Consider the following 24,359-nt stretch of genomic DNA (forward strand, 5'->3'; position numbering starts at 1 on the left):
GTCGCAGAAGTTCCTCGCCGAGCACCCGGACGTCGTCGAAGCGGTACTGCGCGGCTCGGTCGCGACCAACAAGTGGATCAACGCCAACCCCGACAAGGCCAAGGCCTCCGCCAACGCCAAGCTGAAGGAACTGACCGGCAAGCCGCTGGGCGCCGATGTGATCGACGGCGCCTGGCCCTCGATCCGGTTCACCGACGACCCGCTGGCCGCCACGCTCCAGGCCCAGGCGGGCCACGCGGTGAAGGCCGGTCTCCTCGATCAACCCGACCTCGACGGCATCTACGACCTGAAGCCCCTCAACAAGGTGCTGAAGGCCGCCGGCCGGTCCGAGGTCTCCGACGCCGGTCTCGGCGTCAAGTGAACACGTCCGCCGCTCATACCCAGGAGGTGACGACCATGGCCACGACCACGACGCTCGCCAAGGCCGAGGACCGTGCGACGGTGACGCACGCCGCCCGGATCGCTCATGTCTCGAAGTCCTTCGGCGGACCCGCCGGAGGGCAGCTCGTCCTCGACGACATCTCGCTCGACGTCGCCCCGGGCGAGTTCGTCACGCTCCTCGGCGCGTCCGGGTGCGGGAAGTCCACCCTGCTCAACCTGGTCGCCGGGCTCGACCGGCCGTCCGCGGGCTCGATCGAGACCCCCGGTGGCCGGCCGGCCCTGATGTTCCAGGAGCACGCCCTCTTCCCGTGGCTGACCGCGGGCAAGAACATCGAACTGGCGCTGCGGCTGCGCGGGGTGCCGAAGTCGGAGCGGCGCCCGGAGGCGGAGCGCCTGCTCGACCTGGTGCGGCTCGGCGGCTCGTACCGCAAGCGGGTGCACGAGCTGTCCGGCGGTATGCGCCAGCGCGTCGCGCTGGCCCGTGCGCTCGCCCAGGACAGCGACCTGCTCCTGATGGACGAGCCGTTCGCGGCGCTCGACGCCATCACGCGGGACGTGCTGCACGACGAGCTGACCCGGATCTGGCGCGAGACGAACCTCTCGGTGCTGTTCGTGACCCACAACGTGCGGGAGGCCGTACGGCTGGCCGAGCGCGTGGTGCTGCTGTCGTCGCGGCCCGGGCGGATCGCCCGGGAATGGACCATCGACATCCCGCAGCCGCGCCGCATCGAGGACGCCGACGTGGCGGAACTGTCCGTCGAGATCACCGAAGAACTGCGTGGGGAGATCCGCCGTCATGGCCAGCACTGATACGACGGGCCCTGAGGCCACCACGGCCTCGAAGGCCGACGACCTCGCCGGCCTGGAGGCGGGCCTCGACGCGCTGGACGCGGTGCAGGTGCGCCGTACGCCGGTGCGCGAGGTCCTCGTGAAGAAGGTCCTGCCCCCGGTGGTGGCCGTGCTGCTGGTCCTCGTGGTCTGGCAGCTGCTCGTCATGGCCGAGGTCACCGACGAGTCCAAGCTGCCCGCGCCGTCCGCCGTCTGGAACAGCGTGACCACGATGTGGCTGGAGGGCACGCTCCTCGAAGTCCTCTGGACGAGCGTGTCGCGGGCCCTGCTCGGCTTTCTGATGGCACTCGCCATCGGAACGCCGCTGGGTCTGCTGGTCGCCCGGGTGAAGGTCGTGCGGGCGGCCATCGGGCCGGTGCTCGCGGGCCTGCAGTCGCTGCCGTCGGTGGCCTGGGTGGCGCCGGCCGTGCTGTGGATCGGCCTCAACGACTCGATGATGTACGCCGTGATCCTGCTGGGCGCCGTCCCGTCGATCGCCAACGGCCTGGTGGCCGGTGTCGACCAGGTCCCGCCGCTCTTCCTGCGGGCCGGGCGCACGCTCGGCGCGACCGGGCTCAGGGGCGCCTGGCACATCGTGATGCCGGCCGCGCTGCCGGGCTATCTCGCGGGTCTGAAGCAGGGCTGGGCGTTCTCCTGGCGCTCGCTGATGGCCGCCGAGATCATCGCCTCGTCGCCCGATCTGGGCCTGGGTCTCGGCCAGTTGCTGGAGAACGGCCGGAACAACTTCGACATGCCGGGGATCTTCCTCGCCATCATCCTGATCCTGCTGGTCGGTGTCGCCATCGACCTGCTGATCTTCAGTCCGCTGGAGCGCGCGGTGCTGCGCGGACGCGGCCTGCTGGTGAAGGGCTGACCATGAGCGCCCCTGCCCTCCTCGTCGTCGCCCACGGCAGCCGCGATCCGCGGCACGCCGCGACCGTGCACGCGCTGGTGCGCCGTGCCAGGTCGCTGCGGCCGGGGGTGCGCGTGGAGACGGCGTTCCTCGACTTCAACCTGCCGTCGGTGCCCGGGGTGCTCGACCGGCTCGCGGCCGAGGGGGTACGGGACGTGGTGGCGCTGCCGCTGCTGCTGACCCGTGCCTTCCACGCGAAGGCCGACATCCCGGCCGTACTGCGGCAGGCGCCGGCGGGTCTGCGGATCCGCCAGGCGGAGGTGCTCGGCCCCTCGCCGCTGCTGGTCGCGGCGGTGCAGCGGCGCCTGTTCGAGGCCGGTCTGACGCCAGCCGCCAGGAACTCGACCGGGGTCGTCCTGGCCTCGGCCGGATCCACAGACCCGGAGGCGATCGCAGCGATCGCAACTGCGTCCACCCGGGGGACAACCCCCGGACCCCCGGCAGCCACCACCGCGTGGCACCGGGCCGTCGACGAGATGAAGCGCACGACCGGGGTCGTCCTGGCCTCGGCCGGATCCACAGACCCGGAGGCGATCGCAGCGATCGCAGAAACGGCGCGGGAGCTGCGGCGCACCGGTTGGTGCTCCGTGCGGCCTGCGTTCGCCTCCGCATCTCTTCCGAGGACCGAGGACGCGGTCCGCGCGATGCGTGCCGACGGGGTGCGCCGGGTGGCGGTGGCCCCCTACGTCATCGCCCCCGGCCGTCTGCCGGACCGTATCGCCGCGGGCGCGGCGGAGGCCGATGTCCTGGCGGACGTCCTCGGCCCGTCACCGGAGCTCGCCCAGCTCCTCGTCGACAGGTACGAGGAGTGCCACGCGCCGACGACCCTCGCGGCGCGGGCCGCGGTCTAGGACGACCGGGGCCCGCCCCGCGCACCGACGCCGTGGGAATCCCGGCGAGGGCGTTCGCGTCGTCGCACGTCGCCTGCCCCTAGGGAGCAAGCGCGCGCCGCAGGGTCGTGGCGAGTTCGGCGATCTGCCGCTGCGAGACCTCGGCGGAGAGGATCGTCTGCGAGCCGTGGAAGGTGCCGGGATAGTGGTGGAGCTCCACCGAGACGCCCGCCTGCAGCAGGCGCAGCCCGTACTCGATCCCCTCGTCGCGGACCGGGTCGAACTCCGCGGTGGTGACATAGGCCGGCGGCAGCCCGGACAGATCGGTGGCGCGCGCCGGGGCGGCGTACGGAGTGACGGCCCGGGCGCCGAGGTAGTGGCGCCACACCGTGGTGAGCGTGCCCCGATCCACCCAGGGGGTGTCGGTGAAGTTCCGCTGCGACCACGTCTCCTGGCGGTCGTCGAGCCCTGGCTGGTTGAGGAGTTGGAAGCGGATCGGCGGCCCCTGCTGGTCGCGGGCCCGTAGCGCCGTCGCGGCGGCGAGACACGCGCCGGCGCTGTGCCCGCCGACGGCGATCCGCTCCGGGTCGATGCCGAGGTCGGCGGCGTGCTCGGCCGCCCAGGTCAGGACGGCGTACGTGTCGTCCAGTGCGGCCGGGAACGGGTGCTCGGGAGAGCGGCGGTAGTCGACCGAGATCACCACCGCGCCGGAGCCGAGGGCGATCCGGGTGGCCCACGGGTGCTCGGTGTCCAGGTCGCCGAAGACGAATCCGCCGCCGTGCAGCCAGATGACGGCGCCTTGTGCCTGGTGCGGGCGGTAGATCCGCACCGCCACGTCCGGATCGGCGGGCACCGTGCGGTTCTCGATCTCCATGCCGGTGGTGTCCGGCGTCGGGAACGCGGCGGCGCGTTCGGCGAAGTCGGTGCGGATGGCGACCGGATCGGAGTAGTCCGGCCTAGGGATGAACGGGAGGAACGCTTCGAGTTCGGGATCCATGTCGGCCATCCTCGCGGCCTTCGCCCACCGGGCGTCAGCGACCTTCGTCGCGCTTCCTCCCCCGATCACGCACCGTTCGGCGCACCGATCGGCGCGCCTCGCTTCTATCCTTCTCCCATGGAGGCACTGGCCGTTCGTCTGTCGGGAGTGGATCCGTACGTCGAGGGCGCGATCAGGGTCGTGGCGTTCTACGACACGCTGATGCGCCGCCGGGTGGATCTCCCCGCTCTCGCCCGGGCCTCGGCCGGCCTGGCCGAGTGCGTGGCCGGGGTGCGGCTCCACGGTACGGGTGGGGTGATCCGGGTCGGGCCCGACGGCGGGGAGGCCACCGCACCGGCTGCGCCCGCCTCCACCTCCGTACCGATCACCCTCGACGAGGAGGAGATCGGTTCGGTCTGGCTGGAACGACCCGGCCCGCCCGGCCCCCTCGACCCGGTGCTGCTCGACCGGCTCGCGCTCGCCGCCGCGGCGGTCGTCGAACGGTACGGCCCGGCCACGACCACCATGGCCGACCCCGCCCTCGTCGAACTGGTCATCAGCAGCGACACCGACGAGGCCGCCCGGGCACGGGCGTTACGCCTCCTGGGCTTCGCCGCCGACCTGCCGGTCCGTGTGCTCGCCGTACGCTCACGCCTTCCGCTCGACCGGATCGGCGGCCTGGTCTGCCCGGGCCGTCTGGTGAAGGCGGCTCCGCTCGCCGATGTCGGCGTGGTCCTGGCCACCACCGTGGACCGGGACCGGGTTCCGGCGGGCGTACGCGCGGGCATCGGCGCCGCCGGGAGCCCGGACCGGTCCTGGCGGGAGGCCCGGACCGCGCTCCGCTTCACGAGCGTGCGCGAACCCGTCGTCCACCACGACGACCTGGGCGCGCTGGCGCTGTTGGCGGAGGTCCCTCACGACGTCTCCCGCGACAACGCCGACGTGGCCGCGATGGCACGCCTCGCGGGCAACCCGGACGACCTGGAGACCCTGGACGCGTACTGCGCCACCGGATCGCTGCGTCAGGCCGCGGACCTGCTCCATCTGCACCACAGCAGCGTCGCCCGCCGGATCGACCAGATCGGGCGGACGCTGGGCATCGACCTCACCACACCGTCGGGGCTGGCGCGGGCCGGACTCGCGCTCGTCGCGCGCCGGCTGCTCGACGACCGCTCGACGACCGAGGAGGTCACCCGCTTCCCGGTCAGCCGAAGTCGAGCCCGCCCGTCCGGGTCCGCTTGATCTCGAAGAGGTCGGAGTGGCCGGCGAGCACGCGGAAGCTGTCGAAGAGCTCGGCCGCCTCCTTGCCCCTGGGGATGGCCCGGAGCACCGGGCCGAACCAGGCGGTGCCGTCGACATGGATCGTCGGCGTGCCGACGTAGCCGTCCGCCTCCGGGTCCTTCCCGGCGTCGTGGCTGCGCCGGACCGCCTCGTCGTACGAGGGGTCGTGGGCCGCCGTCGCGAGATCGGCGGGGAGGCCGGCCTCGGCGAGGGCCTCGGCGGTCACGGCGTCGAAGTCCTTGTTCTTGTCCTGGTGGATCCGGGTTCCGTACGCGGTGTAGAGGTCGCGCAGGACGCCCTCGCCGTGCCGCTCGGCGGCCGCGGCCGCCACCCGCACCGGGCCGATCGACCTGTCGACCAGCTCCCGGTACCAGTCGGGAAGTTCGTTGCCGATGTTGTGGAAGTACAGGCTCATCACCCGGAAGCGCAGCTCGATGTCGCGGTGGCGCTCGACCTCGAGCATCCAGCGGGAGGTGATCCAGGCGAACGGGCAGGCGGGATCGAAGTAGAAGTCGACGACGGTCTTCGGCGGTGTCTCGGTGGTCATGTCAGGGAGCGTAGCCAGCGGGTGGCCGCCCGCTCCGGTCCATTCACGGCTCCGTCGGATGGGCCACTTCGGTGCGGCCGTGCCCTCCTGGACGGGCTCAGTCCCGGGTCATCTCCGCGAGCTTGACCACGGTGTTCCAGTTGCGGGTGGTGGCGACGATCCCCTTGAAGAGGGCGGGGCGGGAGAGCGCCTCGCCGAGCTTGGACCGGCCGAGCCCCTCGGGTGCGTACAGGTAGAGCGCACGGTCGCCCAGCCGGAACTCCTCGGGCAGGAAGGCGGCCTGGTCGATCGAGGCGAACCGCTCGGGGGTGACCGCCTCGGAGAGGTAGGTGACGTGGAGCTGCTTGCCCTCGAGTTCCGCGGCGGGGAACGGGCAGGCGTCGACGACGGCGGCGAGGTACGCGGCGTCGCGGACGAGGCAGTCGACGCGGAAGCCGAACCGCTTCTCGATGGCGTCCTCGATCGCCGTGGTCCGTTCCTCGTCGGTCGGCTCGTCGGTGTCGGTGGTGAAGACGGCGTTGCCGCTCTGCAGATAGGTCCGGACATCGCGGTGGCCGAGCTCTTCGAGCAGTGAACGGAGCTCCGCCATCGGCACTTTGCGGTGTCCGCCCACATTGATCCCGCGCAGCAGCGCGGCGTACGTCGTCGTCATGGCCACACGATAAGGCGGTCGCCGTGCCCCGTGGGGGAGGGCACGGCGACCGCCGGTCACTGCTGCTCGACTACTCGACGATCTTGAGCAGCTTGTTCGCGGTGCCCTCGGACGGGTTGCTGATCTTGTCCGCGGTGGCGCCGTCGACGAGGGCCTTGGCGACCTGGTCCGGCGTGGCGTCCTGGTGGGCCGCGAGGTAGACGGCGGCGGCACCGACCACGTGCGGGGTCGCCATCGACGTACCGGAGATGGTCTTCGTGCCCTCGTCGCTGTCGTTCCACGCCGAGGTGATGTCCGAGCCCGGGGCGTAGAGGTCCACCACGGAGCCGAAGTTGGAGAAGCTGGACTGCTGGTCGTCCTTGGTGGAGGAGGCCACGGTGATGGCTTCCTTCACACGGGACGGAGAGCCCTGGCCGGCGTCGGAGGACTCGTTGCCCGCGGCGACGCCGAAGGCGACACCGGAGGCGATGGCCTTCTGCACGGCCTCGTCGAGGGCGGGGTCGGCACCCCCGCCGAGGCTCATGTTGGCGACGGACGGGCCCTGGTGGTTCTTGGTGACCCAGTCGATGCCGGCGACGACCTGCTCGGTGGTGCCCGAGCCGTTGTCGTCGAGGACGCGGACGGCGACGATCTTCGCCTTCTTGGCGACACCGTGCGCGGCGCCGGCGATGGTGCCGGCGACGTGGGTGCCGTGGCCGTTGCCGTCCGAGGCGTCGTCGTCGTTGTCGACGGCGTCGAAGCCGGAGGTGGCGCGGCCCTCGAAGTCCTTGTGCGTGACGCGGACTCCGGTGTCGATGACGTAGGCCGTGACGCCCTCACCCGCGCTGTCCGGGTAGGTGTACTTGGAGTCGCCCGCGGTGTCGGCCTGGTCGACCCGGTCCAGGCCCCAGGACGGCGGGTTGTCCTGGGTCGCGTTGATGGTGAACTTCTTGTTCTGGACGACCTTGGCGACGGCCGGGTCGGCGGCGAGGCGCTTGGCCTCGGTCTCCGAAAGGCCGTTCACCGAGAAGCCGTTGACGGCGGAGTCGTAGCTGCGGCGCAGGGTGCCGCCGTACTCCTCCGCGAGGTCGCCCTTGTCGGCCTTCTCGTCCAGCAGAACGATGTAGCTGCCTGCGACGGCGCCTTCGACGCCGAGGCCGTGGACCGTTCCGAGGGCGGGTGCGGGGGCCGCGCCGGCGAACGGGCTGACGATGACGGTGACTCCGGCCGCCGCTGCGATCGCGGTCGAGACGGCGATGAGCTTCGTCCGGCGGACACGCTTGTGTATTGCCATGAAGAGGGGACTCCTCGTCAGGATTTGTGGGGGGGTTGAGCCTCCGGAAGGAAGTTCTCCGGCGGCTGCCTCGAAACCCTTGCTCATTGACGAGTGCAAATCAAGACCTTCATACAGCTGTGATTTACACAACAAGACTTCGTAATAATCTTTGGGGCATCTCCCCCCAACTCACCGCACACGTAAGGCCCCCGGGCATTTCCGGGGGCCTTGAGCAGGGTGCGCTACGGGAGTTCGGCCTCGATCAGGTCCACCGCGCGGGACGTTCCCCCCTCGTTCGCCATTCGCTCCTGGACCTCCTTGGCGCGTAGGGCCACTTCGGGGTCACCGACGAGGGCGAGGACGGCCTCGCGCAGACGCTCGGGGGTCACCTCCTCCATCGGCAGATGCCGGGCCACGCCGAGGGACTGGAGCATGTCCGCGTTGCCGAACTGGTCGGTGGCCAGCGGAACCGCGACCATCGGGGTGGCGGTGGCCAGCCCTTCCTGGCTGCCACCCGCCCCGGCGTGGGTGATGAAGGCGTCCGCCTGCCTAAGGATCGCCAACTGGGGCACCCAGGAGTGCACTTCGACGTTGGCGGGGAGTTCCCCCAGCTCCGCCGGGTCGACGAACGCGCCGATCTGGAGCACGACGTGCCAGCCGGGCAGGCCGCCGAACGCGGCGACGCACGCCCGGTAGAAGTCCGGCTGCTTGGTGAAGGCCGAGCCCAGGGAGACCAGGAGCACCTTCTCCGCGCCCGCCGGCCGGTGCCACTCCCCCTGGTCGGCCCGGTCGCCCTGACAGGCGCCGACGAAGGTGAAGACGGCGTCGTCGACCCGGTCGGCGTGCGGCTGGAGGGCGCGCGGGATGAGCACGATCGCCCGGCGGGGGCGGGCGATGAGCCGGTCGGGGTGGGTGTCGACACCGTGCTCGGTCAGCCAGTTCTCGAAGCGGGCGTAGTACGCCTTGCCCCGCTCGGAGGCCTTGAGCTCGGCGAACATGGGCTCGGCCACCTCCTCCTCGTACCCCTCCCAGGGAACGAGATTCGGCCAGAGTCCCACGGCGGGCACACCCCACCGGTGTGCGAGGACGGGTGCCGGGTAGGCGGTGATGTCGTGGAGGACGAGGTCCGGCCGGTCGCCGTCGAAGGCCTCGGCGAGCTGGGGCAGGACCTGGATCGCGTCACGGAGGAAGGGCTCGATGTTGTCGATCAGTTCGGTGCCCCACGCGTCCGGGTCCTCGTCGGTCGGAAGCGTGGAGGTGTAGACGACGGGGGTGGCGCCGGTGGCGGCGACCTTGTCGGCGAAGGAGGCGGGGATTGCGTAGCTGACGCGGTGCCCGCGGGCGACGAGCTCGCGGATCACTTCGAGGCTCGGGTTCACATGGCCGTGGGCGGCGATGGAGAACATGGCGATATGGGCGGGGCGCGGGGTGGTGGTCATCGCCCCACAGTAAGCGAGACGAGACGTCTCGTCCACTTGATTGTGTGCGATGCGCCCCTCACGTGCGAGGGGTGACTCAATCGCGCTGGTAGCGGGCGAGGACGAGGTTGCCGTCCTCCTCCAGGCGCTCGCGCAGCTCCGCCGCGTCGATCGCCCCGCTGTAGTACTCCTGGTAGGCCGGGGTCGCCACCTTGTCCTTCCACTCCGGATAGCCCCGGACCGACTGCGCGGGCGCGGAGCGCAGATGCGCGGCCACGGCGGCGCCGGTCGCCCAGCCGTCCTTCGGGGTGTGGAGCGACGGGTCAGCGAGGGCCGCCGTCCCGGTGGGCAGCATCCAGTCGCCGCGGGCGAGGCGGACCATGTTCGCCGGCTGGAGGAAGAAGTCGAGGAACTGCGCCGCCTCCCTCTTGTGCGGGCTGTCCTCGGCGAGGGAGAGCGTCTGCGGGCTGACGCCCTGCGCGAGTCCGTCCGCGCCGGCGGGCGCGGGCAGGACGATCCACTCGAAGCCCTTGGGCGCCTGCTGGGTGATCTGCTGGCGGTACGAGAACCCGAGCGGCACCATCGCGTACTTGCCGCCGAAGAAGCCCGGCAGGGCGTCGGAGCCGCCGGTGCCGAGGGTCGAACGCGAGGCGCTGAGGTCGGTGTTGACCTGGTCGTGGATGGTGCCGGGCACGGTGTCGTCGTGCTCGGTGAACCGGACGGTCACCTTCCCGTCGGGGCCGCGGTGGAAGAGCTGCCCGCCGGCCGAGAGGCCCAGGTTGAGGCTGACCGAGACCGGCTCCTTGAGCGGCCAGGCGACCGCGTACCTCCCCTTGCCCATGGCGGCGGTCAGGTCCTTGGTGATCTGGCGGAACTCCATCCAGCTCCACGGCCGTTCGGGGGTCGGGAGGCGGACGCCGGAGGACTCCAGGATCTGCTTGTTGGCCATGATCACGCGCGGCTCCTGGAGGAACGGCACGCCGTAGATCCCGTCGCCGAAGGTCGTGGTCTCCCAGCTGCGCGCCGGGATGTCGGCCTTGAGCCGCTCGGGCAGGAGGTCGGTCAGATCGGCCAGATAGCCGCCGTACGCGAAGTCGGCGAGGTCGTCGGAGGCGTCATGGATGATGTCGGGCGCCTCGCCGCCCTCGAAGGAGGTGAGGAGCTGGTCGTGGACCGAGTCCCAGCTGCCCTGGACGTAGTCGACCTGGATGTCGGGGTGGGCGGCGTTCCACTCCGCCACCAGTTCCTTGTTGGCGTCGACGGACTCCTTCTGCCAGGCCAGGGACTGGAAGCGGAGCCGTACGGGTCCGTCGCCAGGCTCGTCCCCCGCCGAGCAGCCGGTCAGAAGCAGTGCGATCGTGGCGGCGGCCGCCGTGAACGTCCGTACGCGCATCAGGACTTCACCGCCCCGGCCAGCATTCCGCCCGTGATGCGCTTCTGGATGATCGCGAAGATGACCAGCGAGGGGATGGTGGCGAGGAACGCGGCCGCGGCCAGCGGCCCGAGGTCGGCGACGCCCTCCGCGCCGAGGAAGTGGGTGAGGACGACCGGCAAGGTCTGCTTCTCCGGGGTCTTGAGCAGGACGAGCGCGAAGAAGAACTCGTTCCACGCGGTGATGAAGGCGAAGAGCGCGGTGGCGACGATGCCGGGGGCGAGCAGCGGGGCGGTGACCGAGACGAGCGTACGGAGCCTCCCTGCGCCGTCGACGGCCGCGGCCTCCTCCAGCTCGGCCGGCACGGCCCGTACGTACCCGACGAGCATCCACAGCGCGAACGGCAGCGACCAGACGACGTACACCAGGACGAGGCCGAAGAGGCTGTTGATCAGGTGCAGGTTCTTCAGGACGAGGAAGAGCGGGATGATCACCAGCACGAAGGGGAAGGCCTGGCTGATCACCACCCAGCCGGTGGCGGCCGTGGAGAGCCGGCCGCGGTGCCGGGCCATCACATAGGCCATGGGCGTGGCGACGACCACGGCGATCAGGGCGGCGGCGAGCGCCGCGATCAGGCTGTTCGCGGCTGCCCGGAGCAGCGGCTGCTCGTCGAACGCCTGCCGGAAGTTGGCGAGGGTCGGGTCCTCGGGGATCCAGGTCGGGTGCAGCGAGCCGAGCTCGGTCGCCGGCTTGAAGGCGGTGGAGACCAGCCAGAGGAACGGGAAGGCGAGGAAGACCAGATACGCGAGGAGCGCGAGGTACTGGCCGAACCGTGCCGGTCTGCTGGTACGGAGCGTGCTCACCGGTCCTGGTCCCCCTTCAGCCGGCCGACGAGATAGAGGGCGAGGAGCACGGAGATGATGGCGACCATGACGCAGCCCATCGCGGCGGCGTAGCCGAACTGGCCGTAGCGGAAGGCCTCTTCGTAGGCGAAGAGCATGGGAAGCCGGGTACGGCCGCCGGGTCCGCCGTTGGTCAGCACGTAGACCAGGGCGAAGGAGTTGAAGTTCCAGATGAAGTTGAGGGCCGTGATGGCGAGGGCGACCGGCTTGAGGGCGGGCCAGGTGACGGTACGGAAGCGGCGCCAGGCGCCCGCGCCGTCGAGGGCGGCCGCCTCGTGGAGTTCGTGCGGGGTGTTCTGCAGGCCGGCGAGCAGGGCGACCGTGGTCTGCGGCATACCGGCCCAGATGCCGACGACGATCACGGCGGGCAGGGCGGTGGCGAGTCCGGTGAGCCAGTCGCGTCCGTCGCCGAGCCCGAGATCGCGGATGGTCTCGTTGAGGATGCCCGCGTCGGGGTTGTAGACGAGCCGCCACATGATGCCGACGACGACCTCGGGCATGGCCCAGGGGATGATCGCGAGCGCCCTGGCCAGCCAGCGGAAGCGGAGGTTCTGGTTGAGCAGCAGCGCGAGGCCGAGGGCGAGCAGGAACTGCGGGACGGTGACGCCGACGGCCCAGAGCAGGCCGATCCGGAAGGAGTCCCAGAAGAGCGTGTCGTGCAGCAGGTCCTGGAAGTTGAGGGTGCCGACCCACTGGGTGGCCTGGGTCCGGCCGGACTGCGCGTCGGTGAAGGCGAGCGCGATGCCGTAGAGCAGGGGCCCGACGCTGAGGACCAGGATGGGGATGAGCGCGGGCAGCACCAGGAACCAGGCGCCGTGGTCCCGCCCGGCTCCGGGTCTCCTGCCGGCGGCAGCTGTTCCGCCGGACCGCTTCGTCGCGGTCGCCACACTCACAGATCGACCCCTTTGTGCCTTTTGACACGCTGCACCGGCCTCTGTCATGGTCCTGACGGGCCGTCGGTCCGTCAAGGCAACCTGCACGGATGCGAGACTTTGGCTGATTCGCACAGGCATCGGGGACAGCTGGGAGAGACGGATGGACGAGGCGCGGGCACGGGAGATCCTGGCCGCCGCGGGGCTGTCGACGAGCGGCGCGGGCGGCTCCGCGACCGGCGGGCCGGAGGCGCGGCTCCTCGCGCTCGGCGAGAACGCGGTCTTCGCGCTGGGCGAGCTGGTGGTGAAGATCGGCCGGGACGCCGATCTGCTCCCGCGCGCCGAACGGGAGCTCGCCCTCGCGGACTGGCTGGCCTCGACCGGCATCCCGGCCGTACGGGCGGCGGAGCCGAAACCCCGTCTGGTCGACGGTCACCCGGTCACCCTCTGGCACCGGCTTCCCGAGGCCGTACGCCCGGCCGAGCCGCGGGACCTGGCGCCCCTGCTGCGGCGGATCCACGCCCTGCCGGAGCCGGACGGCTTCACGCTCCCGCGCCGCGACCTGCTGGGCGGGGTCGAGCGGTGGCTGCGGCTCGCCGGAGACGCCGTCGCCCCGGCCGACGCGGCTTTCCTGCGCGAGCGGCGCGACGCCTTCGCCCCCGCGGCGGCCGCGCTCACCCCGCATCTCACACCTGGCCCGATCCACGGCGACGCCCTCCCCCGCAACGTCCATGTCGGCCCGGACGGGCCGGTCCTGGTGGACCTGGAGACCTTCTCCTCCGATCTGCGCGAACACGATCTGGTGGTGCTCGCTCTCTCCCGTGACCGGTACGGACTCGATCCGGCCGCCCACGACGCCTTCACCGAGGCGTACGGCTGGGACGTACGGGAGTGGGAGGGGTGCGCGGTGCTGCGCGGGGCACGGGAGACGGCGAGCTGCGCCTGGGTCGCCCAGCACGCGCCCACGAATCCCAAGGCGCTGGCCGAATTCGAGCGGCGGGTGGCGTCGCTGCGAGAGGGTGATCCCGAGGTGCGGTGGTACCCCTTCTGACCACAGGGGTCCCGCCACTCGAATTCCCACTCACGATCGGGGTGTTGTGATGCGTGTGGAACTGTCCGAGGTGAGGCTCGACGTCGAGGTGAGCGGCCAGGGTCCGGCCGTCCTGCTGGTGCACGGTTTCCCCGACAGCCACCGTCTCTGGCGCCACCAGGTGCCGGCCCTGACCGCGGCGGGGTACACCTGCGTCGCCCCCACCCTGCGGGGCTTCGGCTCCTCCGACCGGCCCGAGGGCGGCCCGGAGGCGTACCACCCGGCCAAGCACGTCGGCGATCTGGTCGAACTCCTCGCCCGGCTGGAGATCGACCGGGTCCATCTCGTCGGTCACGACTGGGGCTCGGGCATGGTCCAGGGGCTCGCCCGGGTCCTCCCCGATCGGATGGCGTCCCTGACCATCCTGTCGGTGGGACACGCCGCGTCGATTTTCGCCGCGGGCTGGGAGCAGAAGCAGCGCTCCTGGTACATGCTCCTCTTCCAGCTGGCGGGCGTCGCCGAGGAGTGGCTCGCGCGCGACGACTTCGCCAACTTCCGCGAGATGCTGGGCGAGCACCCGGACGCGGAAGCGATCATCGAGCCGCTGCGCGCGCCGGGCGCGCTCACCGCCGCCCTGAACGTCTACCGGGCGGGCCTGCCCGCCGACGTCCAGTTCGGCCCGGCCCAGCCCGTCCCGCCGCTGCCGGGCCCGGTCATGGGCGTCTGGTCCACCGGCGACCGCTTCCTCACCGAGCAGTCCATGACCGGCACCGGCAAGCACGTGGACGGCACCTGGCGCTACGAGCGCGTGGAGAACGCGGGCCACTGGCTCCAGCTGGACCAGCCGGACCGCGTCAACGCCCTGCTGCTGGACTTCCTGGCGGAGAACCCGATCGGCTGACGGCTCCGGCCGAGGCGGGACCGGTCCGTCAGCCGGCCACCGTAGCGAGCTCGCGCAGCGGCCAGGACGGGTCGACGACCGCCTCCGGGGTGCCCTTGCGGCGCAGGAAGTCCTGGAAGTCCTCGGCCCAGGCGCGGTACCAGTCGATCTGACGCTCATGCAGCTCGGCCGGGGTCAGCGCGGCCACCGGCGCGTGCCGCTCGGCTATGGCGACGGCCACTCGCACGGCGGCCAGCGCGTCGGCGGCCGCCTGGTGGGCCGCGCCGAGGACGACCCCGTACTCGGCGCAGACCGCCTCCAGGGTCCGCTTCCCCCGGCGGTAGCGGTCGACGGCCCGGTCGATGGTGTACGGGTCGACGACGGGGCCTATCGGGGCGCCGCCCAGCCGCTCGCTCAGCGAGGGCAGACCATGGCGGCTCAGCTCGGCGGAGAGGAGCGTGAGGTCGAACGAGGCGTTGTACGCCACGACCGGGACGCCCTGGGTCCAGTAGCCGGTGAGCGTCTCGGCGATCTCGTCGGCCACCTCGACGACCGGCCGGCCCTCGGCGGCCGCCCGCTCGCTGCTGATGCCGTGGATCGCGGACGCCTGCGCCGGGATACGGATACCGGGGTCGGCGAGCCAGTCCTGCTGCCGCACCACCCGCCCCCCGTGGACCCCGACGACCGAGGCCGTGACGATCCGCGCCTCCAGCGGTTCGGTACCGGTCGTCTCCAGGTCGAATCCGACCAGCGCTTCCCCGTGCCAAGCCATCGGGTCCTCCTTACGTGATCTCCCCCGTGGTGCTGAACACCCTCGCACGAGCCACTGACAACGGCCCTCGGGCTCTGGTCCCGGCCCTCAGGAGACCGGGCGGGAGTCGAGCCAGACCGACTCGAACTCCTCGCGATATGTTGCGAAAAGTCCATATTCGCCGTCACGCGCCACTTGTCCGGAACGCACCACGTTCCGGCCGCCCCCGCGCAGCACGAGCACCGGGGCCTCCATCCCCCGCGCCTTCCGCAGATACGACTGGACGACGGCGAGCCCGTCCGGCCCGTCCCCGTCGACCAGGTACGCCGTGAAGCGCGGGGTCTCGTCGAAGACATGGATCTGGAAGGCGTCCGGGTCACGCAGCCGGGCCCGCACCCGCCGCATATGGAGGATGTTCATCTCCACCGAGCGACTCAACTCGCCCTTCTTCAGGCCGAGTTCCCGCTCACGCCGCTTGACGGCGCTGCTCGCCGGGTTCAGGAAGAGCAGGCGTATGCGACAGCCGGACTCGGCGAGCCGCACCAGCCGCCGCCCGGAGAAGTTCTGCACGAGGAGGTTCAGGCCTATGCCCGTGGCGTCGAGGCGGCGCGCCCCGCCGAAGAGGTCCTCGGCCGGCAGCTGGCGCTGCAGCCGCACCCGGTCGGGGTGGACGGAGACCACGTCCGCGTACCGGTCGCCCACGAGGTCCTCGACCGCGTCGACCGGCAGCCGATCGGCGGACGGCACGCCCGCGCCGCTGCCGAGGATCTCCAGGAGCCGCGCCGAGGCCCGTTCGGACTGGGCGAGGACGGTCGTCGACAGGGCGCGGTTGCGGGAGACGACGTTGCGCGTCACCTCCAGCTCGTCCAGGGCGAGTTCGACCTCGCGCCGGTCGTCGAAGTACGGCTCGAAGCACGGCCAGTGCTGCACCATCAGCTCCCGCAGCTGCGGGAGCGTCAGGAAGCTGAGAACGTTGTCGTCGGCCGGGTCCAGGAGGTAGCCCTTGCGCCGCGAGACCTCGCGGACGGCGACGGCGCGCTGCACCCACTCCTGCCCGGCGGGCCCGGCCGCGGCCACGACCCAGTCGTCGCCGTGCACCGGTTCGTACACCGGCCGCAGCACGGCGGCCACCACCGCGCGCAGCCGCTGCTCGACGAGATTCAGCCAGATATAGGCCCGCCCGGCCCGCTGGGCGCGGGTGCGCACCTCGCTCCAGGCCTCGGCGCCCCAGTCGAGCTCCGCCCCGATCTCCATCGGCCTGGCGACGGAGACCGCTCCGGGCGGTACGTCCACGGGGTCGGGCGGGCCCCCCTCGTGACCCGCGTCACCTGGGGGCAGCTCCAGACCTCCCGAGCTCACCCGCGCACCGCCTTCTGCTGTTGGACGCCCGATCCCACCGTCTGTCGACGATCAAGGAAGGGTACTCCCCGAGCGGGAGGCGGTGCAGCAGGATCGGCAGGCTGCCTACTCAACTCCCGTGAATCCGAGCGCCGTTCCATGTCACCGGATCGGCCGGAGTGAGCGGATTCATACCGGTGAGACCCCTGGACGCGAGCGGGAGGCCCCGCCGGCGGACAGCCGCCCGGCGCCGGACCCCGGCCGGGGCGGTGCGATGGAACCCCAGGTTGACCTGGGGGTGGGCGGGGTGGTGGGCGGGCCGCAAACCCCCGACACGTCACGCAATCGAGCGATCTTCGAACAGATTACCGATGAACGCGCACCCGGCAGGGCGGGGCGAAGTCCTAGGAGCTTGCCCCACTTTCGGGCAGGATCTGGCCGGAGTGCACCCCCACACCCGGATCAGAATGGAAGAGTCTTATCTATGCAGGTCTGGCCGGGACAGGCGTATCCCCTGGGCGCCACCTACGACGGCGCCGGAACCAATTTCGCGGTCTTCTCGGAGGCCGCCCACAGGATCGAGTTGTGTCTGATCCATGACGACGGCTCGGAGACGGCGGTGGAGCTGCGCGAGACGGACGCCTTCGTCCGGCACGCCTATCTGCCGGGAGTGATGCCGGGTCAGCGCTACGGCTTCCGGGTCCACGGTCCGTACGCACCGGAACGCGGGCAGCGCTGCAACTCGGCGAAGCTGCTCCTGGACCCCTACGCCCGTGCGGTCTCGGGTTCGATCGAGTGGGGCGAGGCGGTGTACGGCTACCACTTCGGGCGGCCGGACTCCCGCAACGACCTCGACTCGGCGCCGCACACGATGACCTCGGTCGTGGTCAACCCGTACTTCGACTGGGGCGACGACCGGCGCCCGCGTACGGACTACCACCGGACGGTGATCTACGAGGCCCATGTGAAGGGCCTGACCATGCTCCACCCGGAGCTGCCGGAGGAACTGCGCGGGACGTACGCGGGGCTCGCCCACCCGGCGGTGATCGGGCATCTGAAGGAACTGGGCGTCACGGCTCTCGAGTTGATGCCGGTGCACCAGTTCGTCAACGACCACCGGCTGGTGGACGCCGGGCTCGCCAACTACTGGGGCTACAACACGATCGGCTTCTTCGCCCCGCACAACGCGTACGCCTCCTGGGGCGACCGGGGCCAGCAGGTCCTGGAGTTCAAGTCGGCGGTACGGGCCCTGCACCAGGCGGGGATCGAGGTCATCCTCGACGTGGTCTACAACCACACGGCCGAGGGCAACCACCTGGGCCCCACGCTCTCCTTCCGGGGCCTGGACAACCCCTCGTACTACCGCCTCGCGAACGACCGGCGGTACTACATGGACACCACCGGCACCGGGAACTCGCTGCTCATGCGCTCCCCGCACGTGCTACAGCTGATCATGGACAGCCTGCGGTACTGGGTGACGGAGATGCACGTCGACGGCTTCCGCTTCGATCTGGCGGCGACGCTCGCCCGGCAGTTCCACGAGGTGGACCGGCTGTCGTCCTTCTTCGACCTGGTGCAGCAGGACCCGGTGGTCAGCCAGGTGAAGCTGATCGCCGAGCCGTGGGACGTCGGCGAGGGCGGCTACCAGGTGGGGAACTTCCCACCGCTGTGGACCGAGTGGAACGGCAAGTACCGCGACTGCGTCCGGGACCTGTGGCGCGGCGAGCCGCGCACGCTCGCCGAGTTCGCGTCCCGGCTCACCGGCTCGTCCGACCTGTACCAGGACGACGGCCGCCGGCCGCTGGCCTCGGTCAACTTCGTGACCTGCCACGACGGCTTCACGCTGCGCGATCTCGTCAGCTACGACGGCAAGCACAACGAGGCGAACGGGGAGGGCAACCGGGACGGCGAGAGCTACAACCGGTCCTGGAACTGCGGGGCCGAGGGCGACACGGACGACATCGGGATCCGGGAGCTGCGGGCCCGGCAGATGCGGAACTTCCTCGCGACGCTGATGCTCTCGCAGGGTGTGCCCATGCTCAGCCACGGCGACGAGTTCGGCCGGACGCAGGGCGGCAACAACAACGCGTACTGCCAGGACAACGAGGTGTCGTGGGTGCGCTGGCCGGAGCCGGGCGCCTCGGAGGAGGGCACCCTGCTGGAGTTCACCCGGGCGATGGTGCGGCTGCGACGGGACCATCCGGTCTTCCGGCGGCGCCGCTTCTTCCACGGGCGCCCGGTGGAGGGCACGCACGACGAGCTGACCGACATCGCCTGGTTCACGCCGGAGGGCGAGGAGATGACGGCGCGGGACTGGCAGGCGGCGCACGCGCAGGCCCTGTCGGTCTTCCTCAATGGCAACGCGATCTCGGAGCCCGGTCTGCAGGGAGAACGGATCGCGGACGACTCGTTCCTGCTGATGTTCAACGCGTCGGCGCAGGAGCTGGAGTTCGAGGTCCCGATCAACCACGGCGAGAGCTGGCGGGTGGTCGTCGACACCTCCCACCCGGAGGGCATCCCGCCGCAGGAGGGCCCCAAGGTCGCGGCCGGCGAACGGGTGACACTGGCGCCGCTGAGCCTGACGGTACTGAAGCGCCCGGCGTAGGGGCGCGGCCCGGCCGCGTCGGGGGCGTCCGTCCGTGGTCGAACCACGGGCGGGCGCCCCTGCCGGGTCCGAGCGGTGCGTGTCACCTCCGGTGTGGGAGGCCTGCGTCTCACACCCTGCTGACCTCCGCCACGATCCCCTGGGTCTTCTGGGCGGACACTGCGGTGGTCCGGGTCGTGATCAGGTCGCCGGCCTCGACGACACCACTGCCGTTGAGGTCGACATGGACGCGGATGCCGTACGTCTCCCGCGGGTCCAGATCGTCCACGTCGACGTGGAAGGGAACGGTGCCGCCCGGAGTGAGCTCCAGATCCGTCTGCGCCTGGCTCCCGGTGACGGTGGAGGGCGCGTCGGACCGTGAGGTGTTGCGCACTTCCACCAACACCCGTGCAGCGCGGGTCGCGGGTGCGTCGGCTGGCATCGTCACCGTGCCGGTGACCGTGTAGCTCATGGTCCCACCACCGAACTGGTCGTCCTCGGCGCCGTTCGCTCGGCGACGCCGTTCTCCGCCCCCGTGCCGGTCCGCTGGGGTCCCTGGTCGTCGAGGTGCGACAGAAGCCCCGCGACCGCGCTCGTGATCGGCAGCCCCGCGTGCTCCTCGGCGAACAGCCACTGACCGGCGGGGTTGACCTCGAAGAAGACGTACTGCCCGTCGGGCCGACGGCGTAGGTCGACCGCGCCGTACACCAGCCCGAGGTCGCGCATCAGGCGGAGCAGCCTGGTGGTGAGGGTCGTCGGCAGGGTGACCGGCCGGACCCTGGACTCGCCGATCACCATCCGCATGTCGACGGGATAGCTGGTGCGGGTGGCGTCGATCTCGGCCGCGAAGACGCGCTCGCCCACAATCGTGACGCGGAGATCGACCCCGGCCACGAACTCCTGGAAGATGACCGGGGCGTAGCGGACGGCCTCGAGATGCGCGAGGTCCTGCGGTCGCACCAGTCTCGTTTCGCGCCATGCCTCGGTGGTGGCGAGGAACGACTTGAACACGGTGCGCCCGATTCCGACCTCGTCGACGAACCGCTGAGCTCGTTCCGGCTGATTCGTGACGAGAGTACGCGGCAGCGTCAGACCGACTCTGCGCGCAGCCTCCCACTGGTAGGGCTTGTGCTGGGCCATCCCGTCCAGGAGAGGGGGGTTGACCCAGGTGCAGTCCATCGCCTGGAACAGACCATGCAGCGCTTGGCCTGTCTCGCTGACCGCGAAGTGGTGGTCCAGCGGTGTTCCCAGCTTGGGGTCGCAGGTGAAGGACCGGACGCGCCGCCACCATGCCGCGTGGCACCGGTCGAGCTCGGCGTGGCCCGCCGGGGTGGTGAGGGTCAGCTCCGGCCGGCCTACGACGGGGTACTCGAGGTTGATCGCACCGCGCACGGGGAAGTCGGCGAGGTCGATGCGCAGAACCTCGCGCCCGGCCGCCTCCAGATGGCTCATCACGGCGAGGGTGTGGTCCTCGTCGTACGACACGATGAGGATCATTGTTGCGGCCCGGGGGGAACGCCGCCGGCGAGCAGGTATTCGAGCCTGCTCACGAGTTGCGTGTGGTCCGTCATCACTGCGGTCACGCTCTGCTGGAGCCCGGCCACGGCCTCGGTCAGCCGGCCCACCTGCGCCTCGAGAGCGTCGGCCTGGCCAACCAGTGACGGCGCCTGATGCCCTGTGGCCAGGATGTAGGGGCTGGTCGGCATCAGTGCAGGTGCCTGCGGGTCGATTCCCTTCGGCCCTCGGTCATGGGACGGGTCTTTGGGAAGCTCTTTCAGCGTCCAGTCCTCGATGCGGTCCTTGGCCACTTCCTTGGACGTCTGAGGAGCGGGCGGATAGAGCGCGTGGACGCCCTCCACATCAAGATCGGACAGGAATTCACGCTGCCCCATGACAATGCCGGGGCGCAGCGGATGCCGTGGGACGATCGTCGGCTTCGAATCGTCGATGGCGAATGCGTTCCACCCGTAGTGCATGATCGACGAGAAGTCGTAGGGGCCGAAGTCGTCTGCGTCGCCCCCGGCTTTCTGGAGGAAGTTGTGTTGATGGTCCGGCAGGATGTTGTCGAACTTGACCTCGATGAACAGATCGCGGTCTTCGCGGCTCTGCTCGTGCCAGAGACCCACCGCGTGACCGATTTCGTGCATCGCGCTACCGAAATCGCATCTCGGGCCGAGTTCGATCACCTGAAGCCCGCCCTTCCGTCCGACCGGAGAAGAGCACGAGTCGCCGGGGCTGAAGCGCACGAAATCGGGGTATTGGTCCGCGTTCGCGGGGGTGCGCAGGACGAAGCGGATGCGCGTGCGAAAGGTCCAGGCATCGATAGCTCGTGTCACGCGTTCCACGTTCGGCAGGGCGGGGTCGATCTCGTAGGGAATGAGCGCGTTGGGCCACCGGTAGGTATCCCCCACGATTCCCACCGAGGCCTGCGGGCGGGACTCCACGTCGCCGGGTGCGGGTGCGGGAAGTTGGGCTTTCAACTCCTCGACCGTGCCGAGCACGATGTCGCCCTCGAAGATCGCCTTGCCGTGCACGTCGGCGAACAACAGTCCTTTGTTACGGAACGTCGTTCCGTCCACCAGCGCGGTCCCGCTGACCGGTCCGGTCCGGTACTCACCTCTGCCGCGCACTCCCGAGCCATTCGCATACGGGGTGCCGGGGTCCGCAGCGGCGGCAGCGGCGCGCTTACGGGAAGACGTCTTCTTCGCGGGAGCCGGGCTCTTGGCGGAGGCGGACTTCGTTCGGGCCGTGGTCGTCTTCGACGCGGTCCTCTTCGCACCCCGCCCCGGCTTCGACGGACTGGCGTTCATCACTCACCTCGGTGCCTGGGGGCTTGTTCACCATGTGTTCCACGTCCCGCCCCTCACGTAACAGGTGGCACCGACGCCGGATGAGCGAGGACACCGGAGAGGTGCGACGCATCCCCCACATGGATCAGTGAGGGCAGACCAGACCGGTGACGGAGAACCACAACCGGTGTCAGATCGAATTCGCTGAACAGCAGGACCGAGCCCACCGGCAGTCGAACGATGAGCTGCCCTGATGCGGCCGATGCTGCCCCGACCGGGAGATCATCTGAGGTGCCGTCCGGTACCTCTCGTGGCACCCCCTCGCCAGGCTGCGAACCAGCGTGGCGCGGATATCCTGGAAGTGCGGCCGTGTGCCATCGCGCGACATCGAAGCCAACGTCACGTCACACGGCATCGAGAGCGCACAGGGAGAGGTGACTCCCGTGGCGAAGTTCTGCACGACTCCGCGTGAGGCCGGCGCGCCCCGTTGGGCGGCCGCCAAGGTGGGCCTCGTCGTCGAATGGGTCGTCCGTCTGGAGTACTGCTTCAGCAAGGGTGGGTGCAACCCCTACCAACGGGGTGGCACCGGAACGGACTTCTTCGACGAGGCGTCGGACACGACCCGATGCCGGTTCCTTGCCAGTTTCCTCGCGGCGCATAACCCGGGGGTTGACGAAGGATTCATCTCTCACTCTTGCGAAGTGCGAAAGAAGCCTGTCGACAGAGGCGACGACGAGAACGAACGGTTCGCGGTGCCTGACATCATCACCCACGAGCCGGGCGTCCGCATGGAGTTCTACGAGATCAAGCCGAACTCCGACTTCGGGCGGACGGCAGGACGGGAGAAGATCGAGACATTCCTGTCACTGATGGACTTCATTTCCGCGAACGACCCCAATTTCGTCCGGTACGAAAAGGGGAAGATGTTCGACCCCGATCGGACCATCACGTTCTATCAACGGAACTATCTCGGCATCATCCCTTGCAGGGTGTCCCTGCACTACAGGCGGGCGACCGAGCCGGAAATCGCTCAGGGCCTCGTCGTCTACGAGATCTGCGTGGAGGTGGACGGAGAGCTGCTGGAGGCGCTGGCCAAGGCGATCCTCGTCTCCGCGGTCATCGCCGCACTCGCCGCATTGGCCGCCATCGCCATCGCCATCCTCGGTGGCGGCGGGGTCCTCGTCCCGGCCGTCCTCGCCTTCGGCTCCCCCCTGAGCGGATCCGTGGGACCGGACGGCGGTAACGAACCCCAGGACGTCAGGTACGTCCAGGCGTTGTTGAACGACTGGCGGGGCACCACGGGTGGCTCGCTCGTCTCCATCGACGGCTCGTTCAGCGAAGAGATCGCGAGTGCGCTCTCAGACTTCCAGCAGGCCGCCGGGCTGGAGGACACCGCGGGCAACCTGACTCCGGGCGACGTGACGGAGACAGAGCTGGAGTCGACCCACTTGCGCAACCTCATGGCGGCTGCGGACCTGAGCGAGATGGAGCCCGACGGTCTCGGTGACTTTGTCTACCGGGAGGACCCGGACGGCTTTGATCCCGAACTGGAGGAGGAGCAGGACGTCCAGGCGGCGTTCAACGCTTTCGTACAGCAGTACCTTCAGGACCTCCGCAACACCGTGTAGCGAACGAACCCAGAGAAAGGTGGCCGCGCCGCAATTCCGGATCGAATGTCTCGGGGCCCGAACACACCGCCTCACTGCTGAGGAGTAGCCATGCCTATGCTGCTCATCAAGGGTTTCTACGACATCAAGGGGTCGCAGCCCGACGGCGATACGGTTCACTTCACCGCCGACAACCCGACCGAGTGGACCATCGTCGGTGGAGGGGGCGGTCGTGCTGTGGAACACACCGCGCTGGGGCGCGCGAAGCTGCGTCTGGACGCCGTCGACGCCCTCGAGACCCATTACGGCCCGAAGCGTGACCACCAGCCGCTCAAGTTCGCTCACGCGGCGCGCGACGAACTGCTGAAGTGGCTGGGATTCACCGACGTACAGCGCCGACCGGACGAGACCGTGACCGCCACCACCCCGGAAACGGTTGCCGGATTCGTCCTCACCCGTGGTGCGGATGTGCACGGGCGCTGCGTGGCCCTGGCCGGACGTGGCACTCCGCCCGGCACCAGCGGCCTGGAGATCGACGTGGATGTCGCCGTGCTGCGGACGACCGTCAATCACCATCTGCTGGCTGAGGGGCTGGCGTACCCGACGTTCTACCGCTCCCTCTTCACGAGCCTGCGTACGGAAATGGCCGCTACGGCCGGCGCGGCCAGGGCGGCCGGAAAGGGCCTGTGGGTGAGCGACGTGACCACCAGCGGAGCCAAGATCACAGGCGTGGCCTCACTCACCGACGACGTGGTGATCCTCCCCAAGCTGTTTCGGCGCACGATGGACTACCTGCGCCTCGACACGATGCCGCTGGCGTGCTTCCCCGCCTATCTGGCGGGTGCCAGGGACCGATACTCCGTCCTCTCCACGGGCGAGCGGCGGTCCGGTCTGCATCACGTCGTGGAGGTCACCGACGGCCACACGGTGAGAATGACGCACCCGTCCGAGGACCTTGTCTTCGAGGACGCCTGAATCCCCGTCGAAGGGTCTGCCGACCTCCTTGAGCGGCCCGGGACAGAATGCTCGGTCCTCCGACAGTTGCGGAACGAACTACCTGGTCAGGTGGCGGTTCCAGGAGAGTTGGACCTACAGTCGAAGTATCTTCACAGCGCACCCGTCGACCGGCTCCATGCCCCCGAGGGAGCGGTGA

Annotated in this window: 22 protein-coding genes and 1 pseudogene; 10 read left to right on the forward strand and 13 right to left on the reverse strand. The window is 70.1% G+C overall.

The features are described from left to right. The 4 genes and pseudogenes from ACZ3OF_RS27895 to ACZ3OF_RS27910 form a co-directional block, all read left to right on the forward strand. Positions 1-361, forward strand: a pseudogene (locus ACZ3OF_RS27895) (sulfate ABC transporter substrate-binding protein); the annotation flags it as partial. Positions 362-396: 35 nt separating this feature from the next. Further along, entirely contained in the window at positions 397-1,191 is a 795-nt protein-coding gene (locus ACZ3OF_RS27900; RefSeq protein ID WP_361674436.1) for an ABC transporter ATP-binding protein, read from the forward strand. Further along, complete coding sequence (locus tag ACZ3OF_RS27905; protein ID WP_361674437.1) at positions 1,178-2,083, forward strand: ABC transporter permease; 906 nt, start codon at positions 1,178-1,180, stop codon at positions 2,081-2,083. The genes ACZ3OF_RS27900 and ACZ3OF_RS27905 overlap by 14 nt, the downstream gene beginning before the upstream one ends. Positions 2,084-2,085: 2 nt before the next feature. Further along, entirely contained in the window at positions 2,086-2,973 is an 888-nt protein-coding gene (locus tag ACZ3OF_RS27910) for a sirohydrochlorin chelatase (protein WP_467307460.1), read from the forward strand. 79 nt (positions 2,974-3,052) lie between these two features. Here ACZ3OF_RS27910 and ACZ3OF_RS27915 read toward each other — a convergent pair whose 3' ends face one another. Continuing rightward, on the reverse strand, positions 3,053-3,949 hold the full coding sequence (locus ACZ3OF_RS27915; RefSeq protein WP_467307462.1) for an alpha/beta hydrolase: 897 nt from the start codon (positions 3,947-3,949) through the stop codon (positions 3,053-3,055). Positions 3,950-4,066: 117 nt separating this feature from the next. Between ACZ3OF_RS27915 and ACZ3OF_RS27920 the strand changes: the two genes are divergently transcribed. Beyond that, entirely contained in the window at positions 4,067-5,170 is a 1,104-nt protein-coding gene (locus tag ACZ3OF_RS27920) for a PucR family transcriptional regulator (protein WP_361674442.1), read from the forward strand. Here the strand turns inward: ACZ3OF_RS27920 and ACZ3OF_RS27925 are convergent. From ACZ3OF_RS27925 to ACZ3OF_RS27955, 7 genes are all read right to left on the reverse strand, one after another. Continuing rightward, positions 5,133-5,756, reverse strand: coding sequence for a mycothiol-dependent nitroreductase Rv2466c family protein (locus ACZ3OF_RS27925; protein WP_361674444.1), 624 nt, complete (start codon positions 5,754-5,756; stop codon positions 5,133-5,135). The two genes, ACZ3OF_RS27920 and ACZ3OF_RS27925, sit on opposite strands and share 38 nt — an antisense overlap. A 97-nt stretch (positions 5,757-5,853) precedes the next feature. Then, positions 5,854-6,408 carry a DUF1697 domain-containing protein gene (locus ACZ3OF_RS27930; RefSeq protein WP_361674446.1) on the reverse strand — a complete coding sequence of 185 codons (555 nt, stop codon included), beginning with the start codon at positions 6,406-6,408 and terminating at the stop codon, positions 5,854-5,856. A 70-nt stretch (positions 6,409-6,478) separates the two neighbouring features. After that, the gene (locus ACZ3OF_RS27935; protein ID WP_361674448.1) at positions 6,479-7,681 is read right to left on the reverse strand and encodes a S8 family peptidase; all 1,203 of its coding nucleotides are present in this window, start codon (positions 7,679-7,681) and stop codon (positions 6,479-6,481) included. Between the two features lie 224 nt (positions 7,682-7,905). Next, positions 7,906-9,102 (reverse strand): macrolide-inactivating glycosyltransferase, encoded by a 1,197-nt coding sequence (gene mgt / locus ACZ3OF_RS27940; protein ID WP_467307465.1) that lies wholly within the window; start codon positions 9,100-9,102, stop codon positions 7,906-7,908. Positions 9,103-9,178: 76 nt separating this feature from the next. Further along, the gene (locus tag ACZ3OF_RS27945; RefSeq protein WP_467307467.1) at positions 9,179-10,474 is read right to left on the reverse strand and encodes an ABC transporter substrate-binding protein; all 1,296 of its coding nucleotides are present in this window, start codon (positions 10,472-10,474) and stop codon (positions 9,179-9,181) included. After that, positions 10,474-11,316 carry a carbohydrate ABC transporter permease gene (locus ACZ3OF_RS27950; protein WP_361674454.1) on the reverse strand — a complete coding sequence of 281 codons (843 nt, stop codon included), beginning with the start codon at positions 11,314-11,316 and terminating at the stop codon, positions 10,474-10,476. The genes ACZ3OF_RS27945 and ACZ3OF_RS27950 overlap by 1 nt, the downstream gene beginning before the upstream one ends. Next, complete coding sequence (locus tag ACZ3OF_RS27955) at positions 11,313-12,242, reverse strand: carbohydrate ABC transporter permease (protein WP_467307650.1); 930 nt, start codon at positions 12,240-12,242, stop codon at positions 11,313-11,315. Before ACZ3OF_RS27955 ends, ACZ3OF_RS27950 begins: the two co-directional genes overlap by 4 nt. Before the next feature lie 148 nt (positions 12,243-12,390). On the opposite strand from ACZ3OF_RS27955, the gene ACZ3OF_RS27960 reads away from it, so the two are divergent. Next, on the forward strand, positions 12,391-13,278 hold the full coding sequence (locus tag ACZ3OF_RS27960; protein ID WP_361674456.1) for a phosphotransferase enzyme family protein: 888 nt from the start codon (positions 12,391-12,393) through the stop codon (positions 13,276-13,278). Positions 13,279-13,327: 49 nt separating this feature from the next. Further along, on the forward strand, positions 13,328-14,158 hold the full coding sequence (locus tag ACZ3OF_RS27965) for an alpha/beta fold hydrolase (protein WP_361674458.1): 831 nt from the start codon (positions 13,328-13,330) through the stop codon (positions 14,156-14,158). A 28-nt stretch (positions 14,159-14,186) separates the two neighbouring features. Here the strand turns inward: ACZ3OF_RS27965 and ACZ3OF_RS27970 are convergent, their stop codons facing one another. Both ACZ3OF_RS27970 and ACZ3OF_RS27975 read right to left on the reverse strand, forming a co-directional pair. Next, complete coding sequence (locus tag ACZ3OF_RS27970; protein WP_361674460.1) at positions 14,187-14,909, reverse strand: exonuclease domain-containing protein; 723 nt, start codon at positions 14,907-14,909, stop codon at positions 14,187-14,189. 87 nt (positions 14,910-14,996) lie between these two features. Further along, the gene (locus ACZ3OF_RS27975) at positions 14,997-16,247 is read right to left on the reverse strand and encodes an SAV2148 family HEPN domain-containing protein (RefSeq protein WP_361602255.1); all 1,251 of its coding nucleotides are present in this window, start codon (positions 16,245-16,247) and stop codon (positions 14,997-14,999) included. Between the two features lie 463 nt (positions 16,248-16,710). On the opposite strand from ACZ3OF_RS27975, the gene glgX reads away from it, so the two are divergent. Further along, a complete protein-coding gene (gene glgX / locus ACZ3OF_RS27980; RefSeq protein WP_361674462.1) occupies positions 16,711-18,831 on the forward strand; it encodes a glycogen debranching protein GlgX in 2,121 nt (706 codons plus the stop codon). Positions 18,832-18,940: 109 nt separating this feature from the next. On the opposite strand, the gene ACZ3OF_RS27985 is transcribed toward glgX, so the two are convergent. The 3 genes from ACZ3OF_RS27985 to ACZ3OF_RS27995 are packed head-to-tail and all read right to left on the reverse strand — an operon-like array spanning position 18,941 to position 21,620. After that, positions 18,941-19,282, reverse strand: coding sequence for a YbaY family lipoprotein (locus ACZ3OF_RS27985; protein WP_361674464.1), 342 nt, complete (start codon positions 19,280-19,282; stop codon positions 18,941-18,943). Then, on the reverse strand, positions 19,279-20,295 hold the full coding sequence (locus ACZ3OF_RS27990; protein WP_361674466.1) for an MvdC/MvdD family ATP grasp protein: 1,017 nt from the start codon (positions 20,293-20,295) through the stop codon (positions 19,279-19,281). Before ACZ3OF_RS27990 ends, ACZ3OF_RS27985 begins: the two co-directional genes overlap by 4 nt. 8 nt (positions 20,296-20,303) lie before the next feature. Then, complete coding sequence (locus tag ACZ3OF_RS27995) at positions 20,304-21,620, reverse strand: M12 family metallopeptidase (protein ID WP_467307473.1); 1,317 nt, start codon at positions 21,618-21,620, stop codon at positions 20,304-20,306. A 350-nt stretch (positions 21,621-21,970) separates the two neighbouring features. On the opposite strand from ACZ3OF_RS27995, the gene ACZ3OF_RS28000 reads away from it, so the two are divergent. Further along, positions 21,971-23,227, forward strand: a complete 1,257-nt coding sequence (locus tag ACZ3OF_RS28000) for a peptidoglycan-binding domain-containing protein (RefSeq protein ID WP_467307475.1) — start codon at positions 21,971-21,973, stop codon at positions 23,225-23,227. 90 nt (positions 23,228-23,317) lie between these two features. Then, entirely contained in the window at positions 23,318-24,181 is an 864-nt protein-coding gene (locus tag ACZ3OF_RS28005; protein ID WP_361674472.1) for a nuclease, read from the forward strand. Positions 24,182-24,359 lie beyond the last annotated feature (178 nt).

The sequence above is a fragment of the Streptomyces sp. NPDC022552 genome (assembly GCF_055561875.1).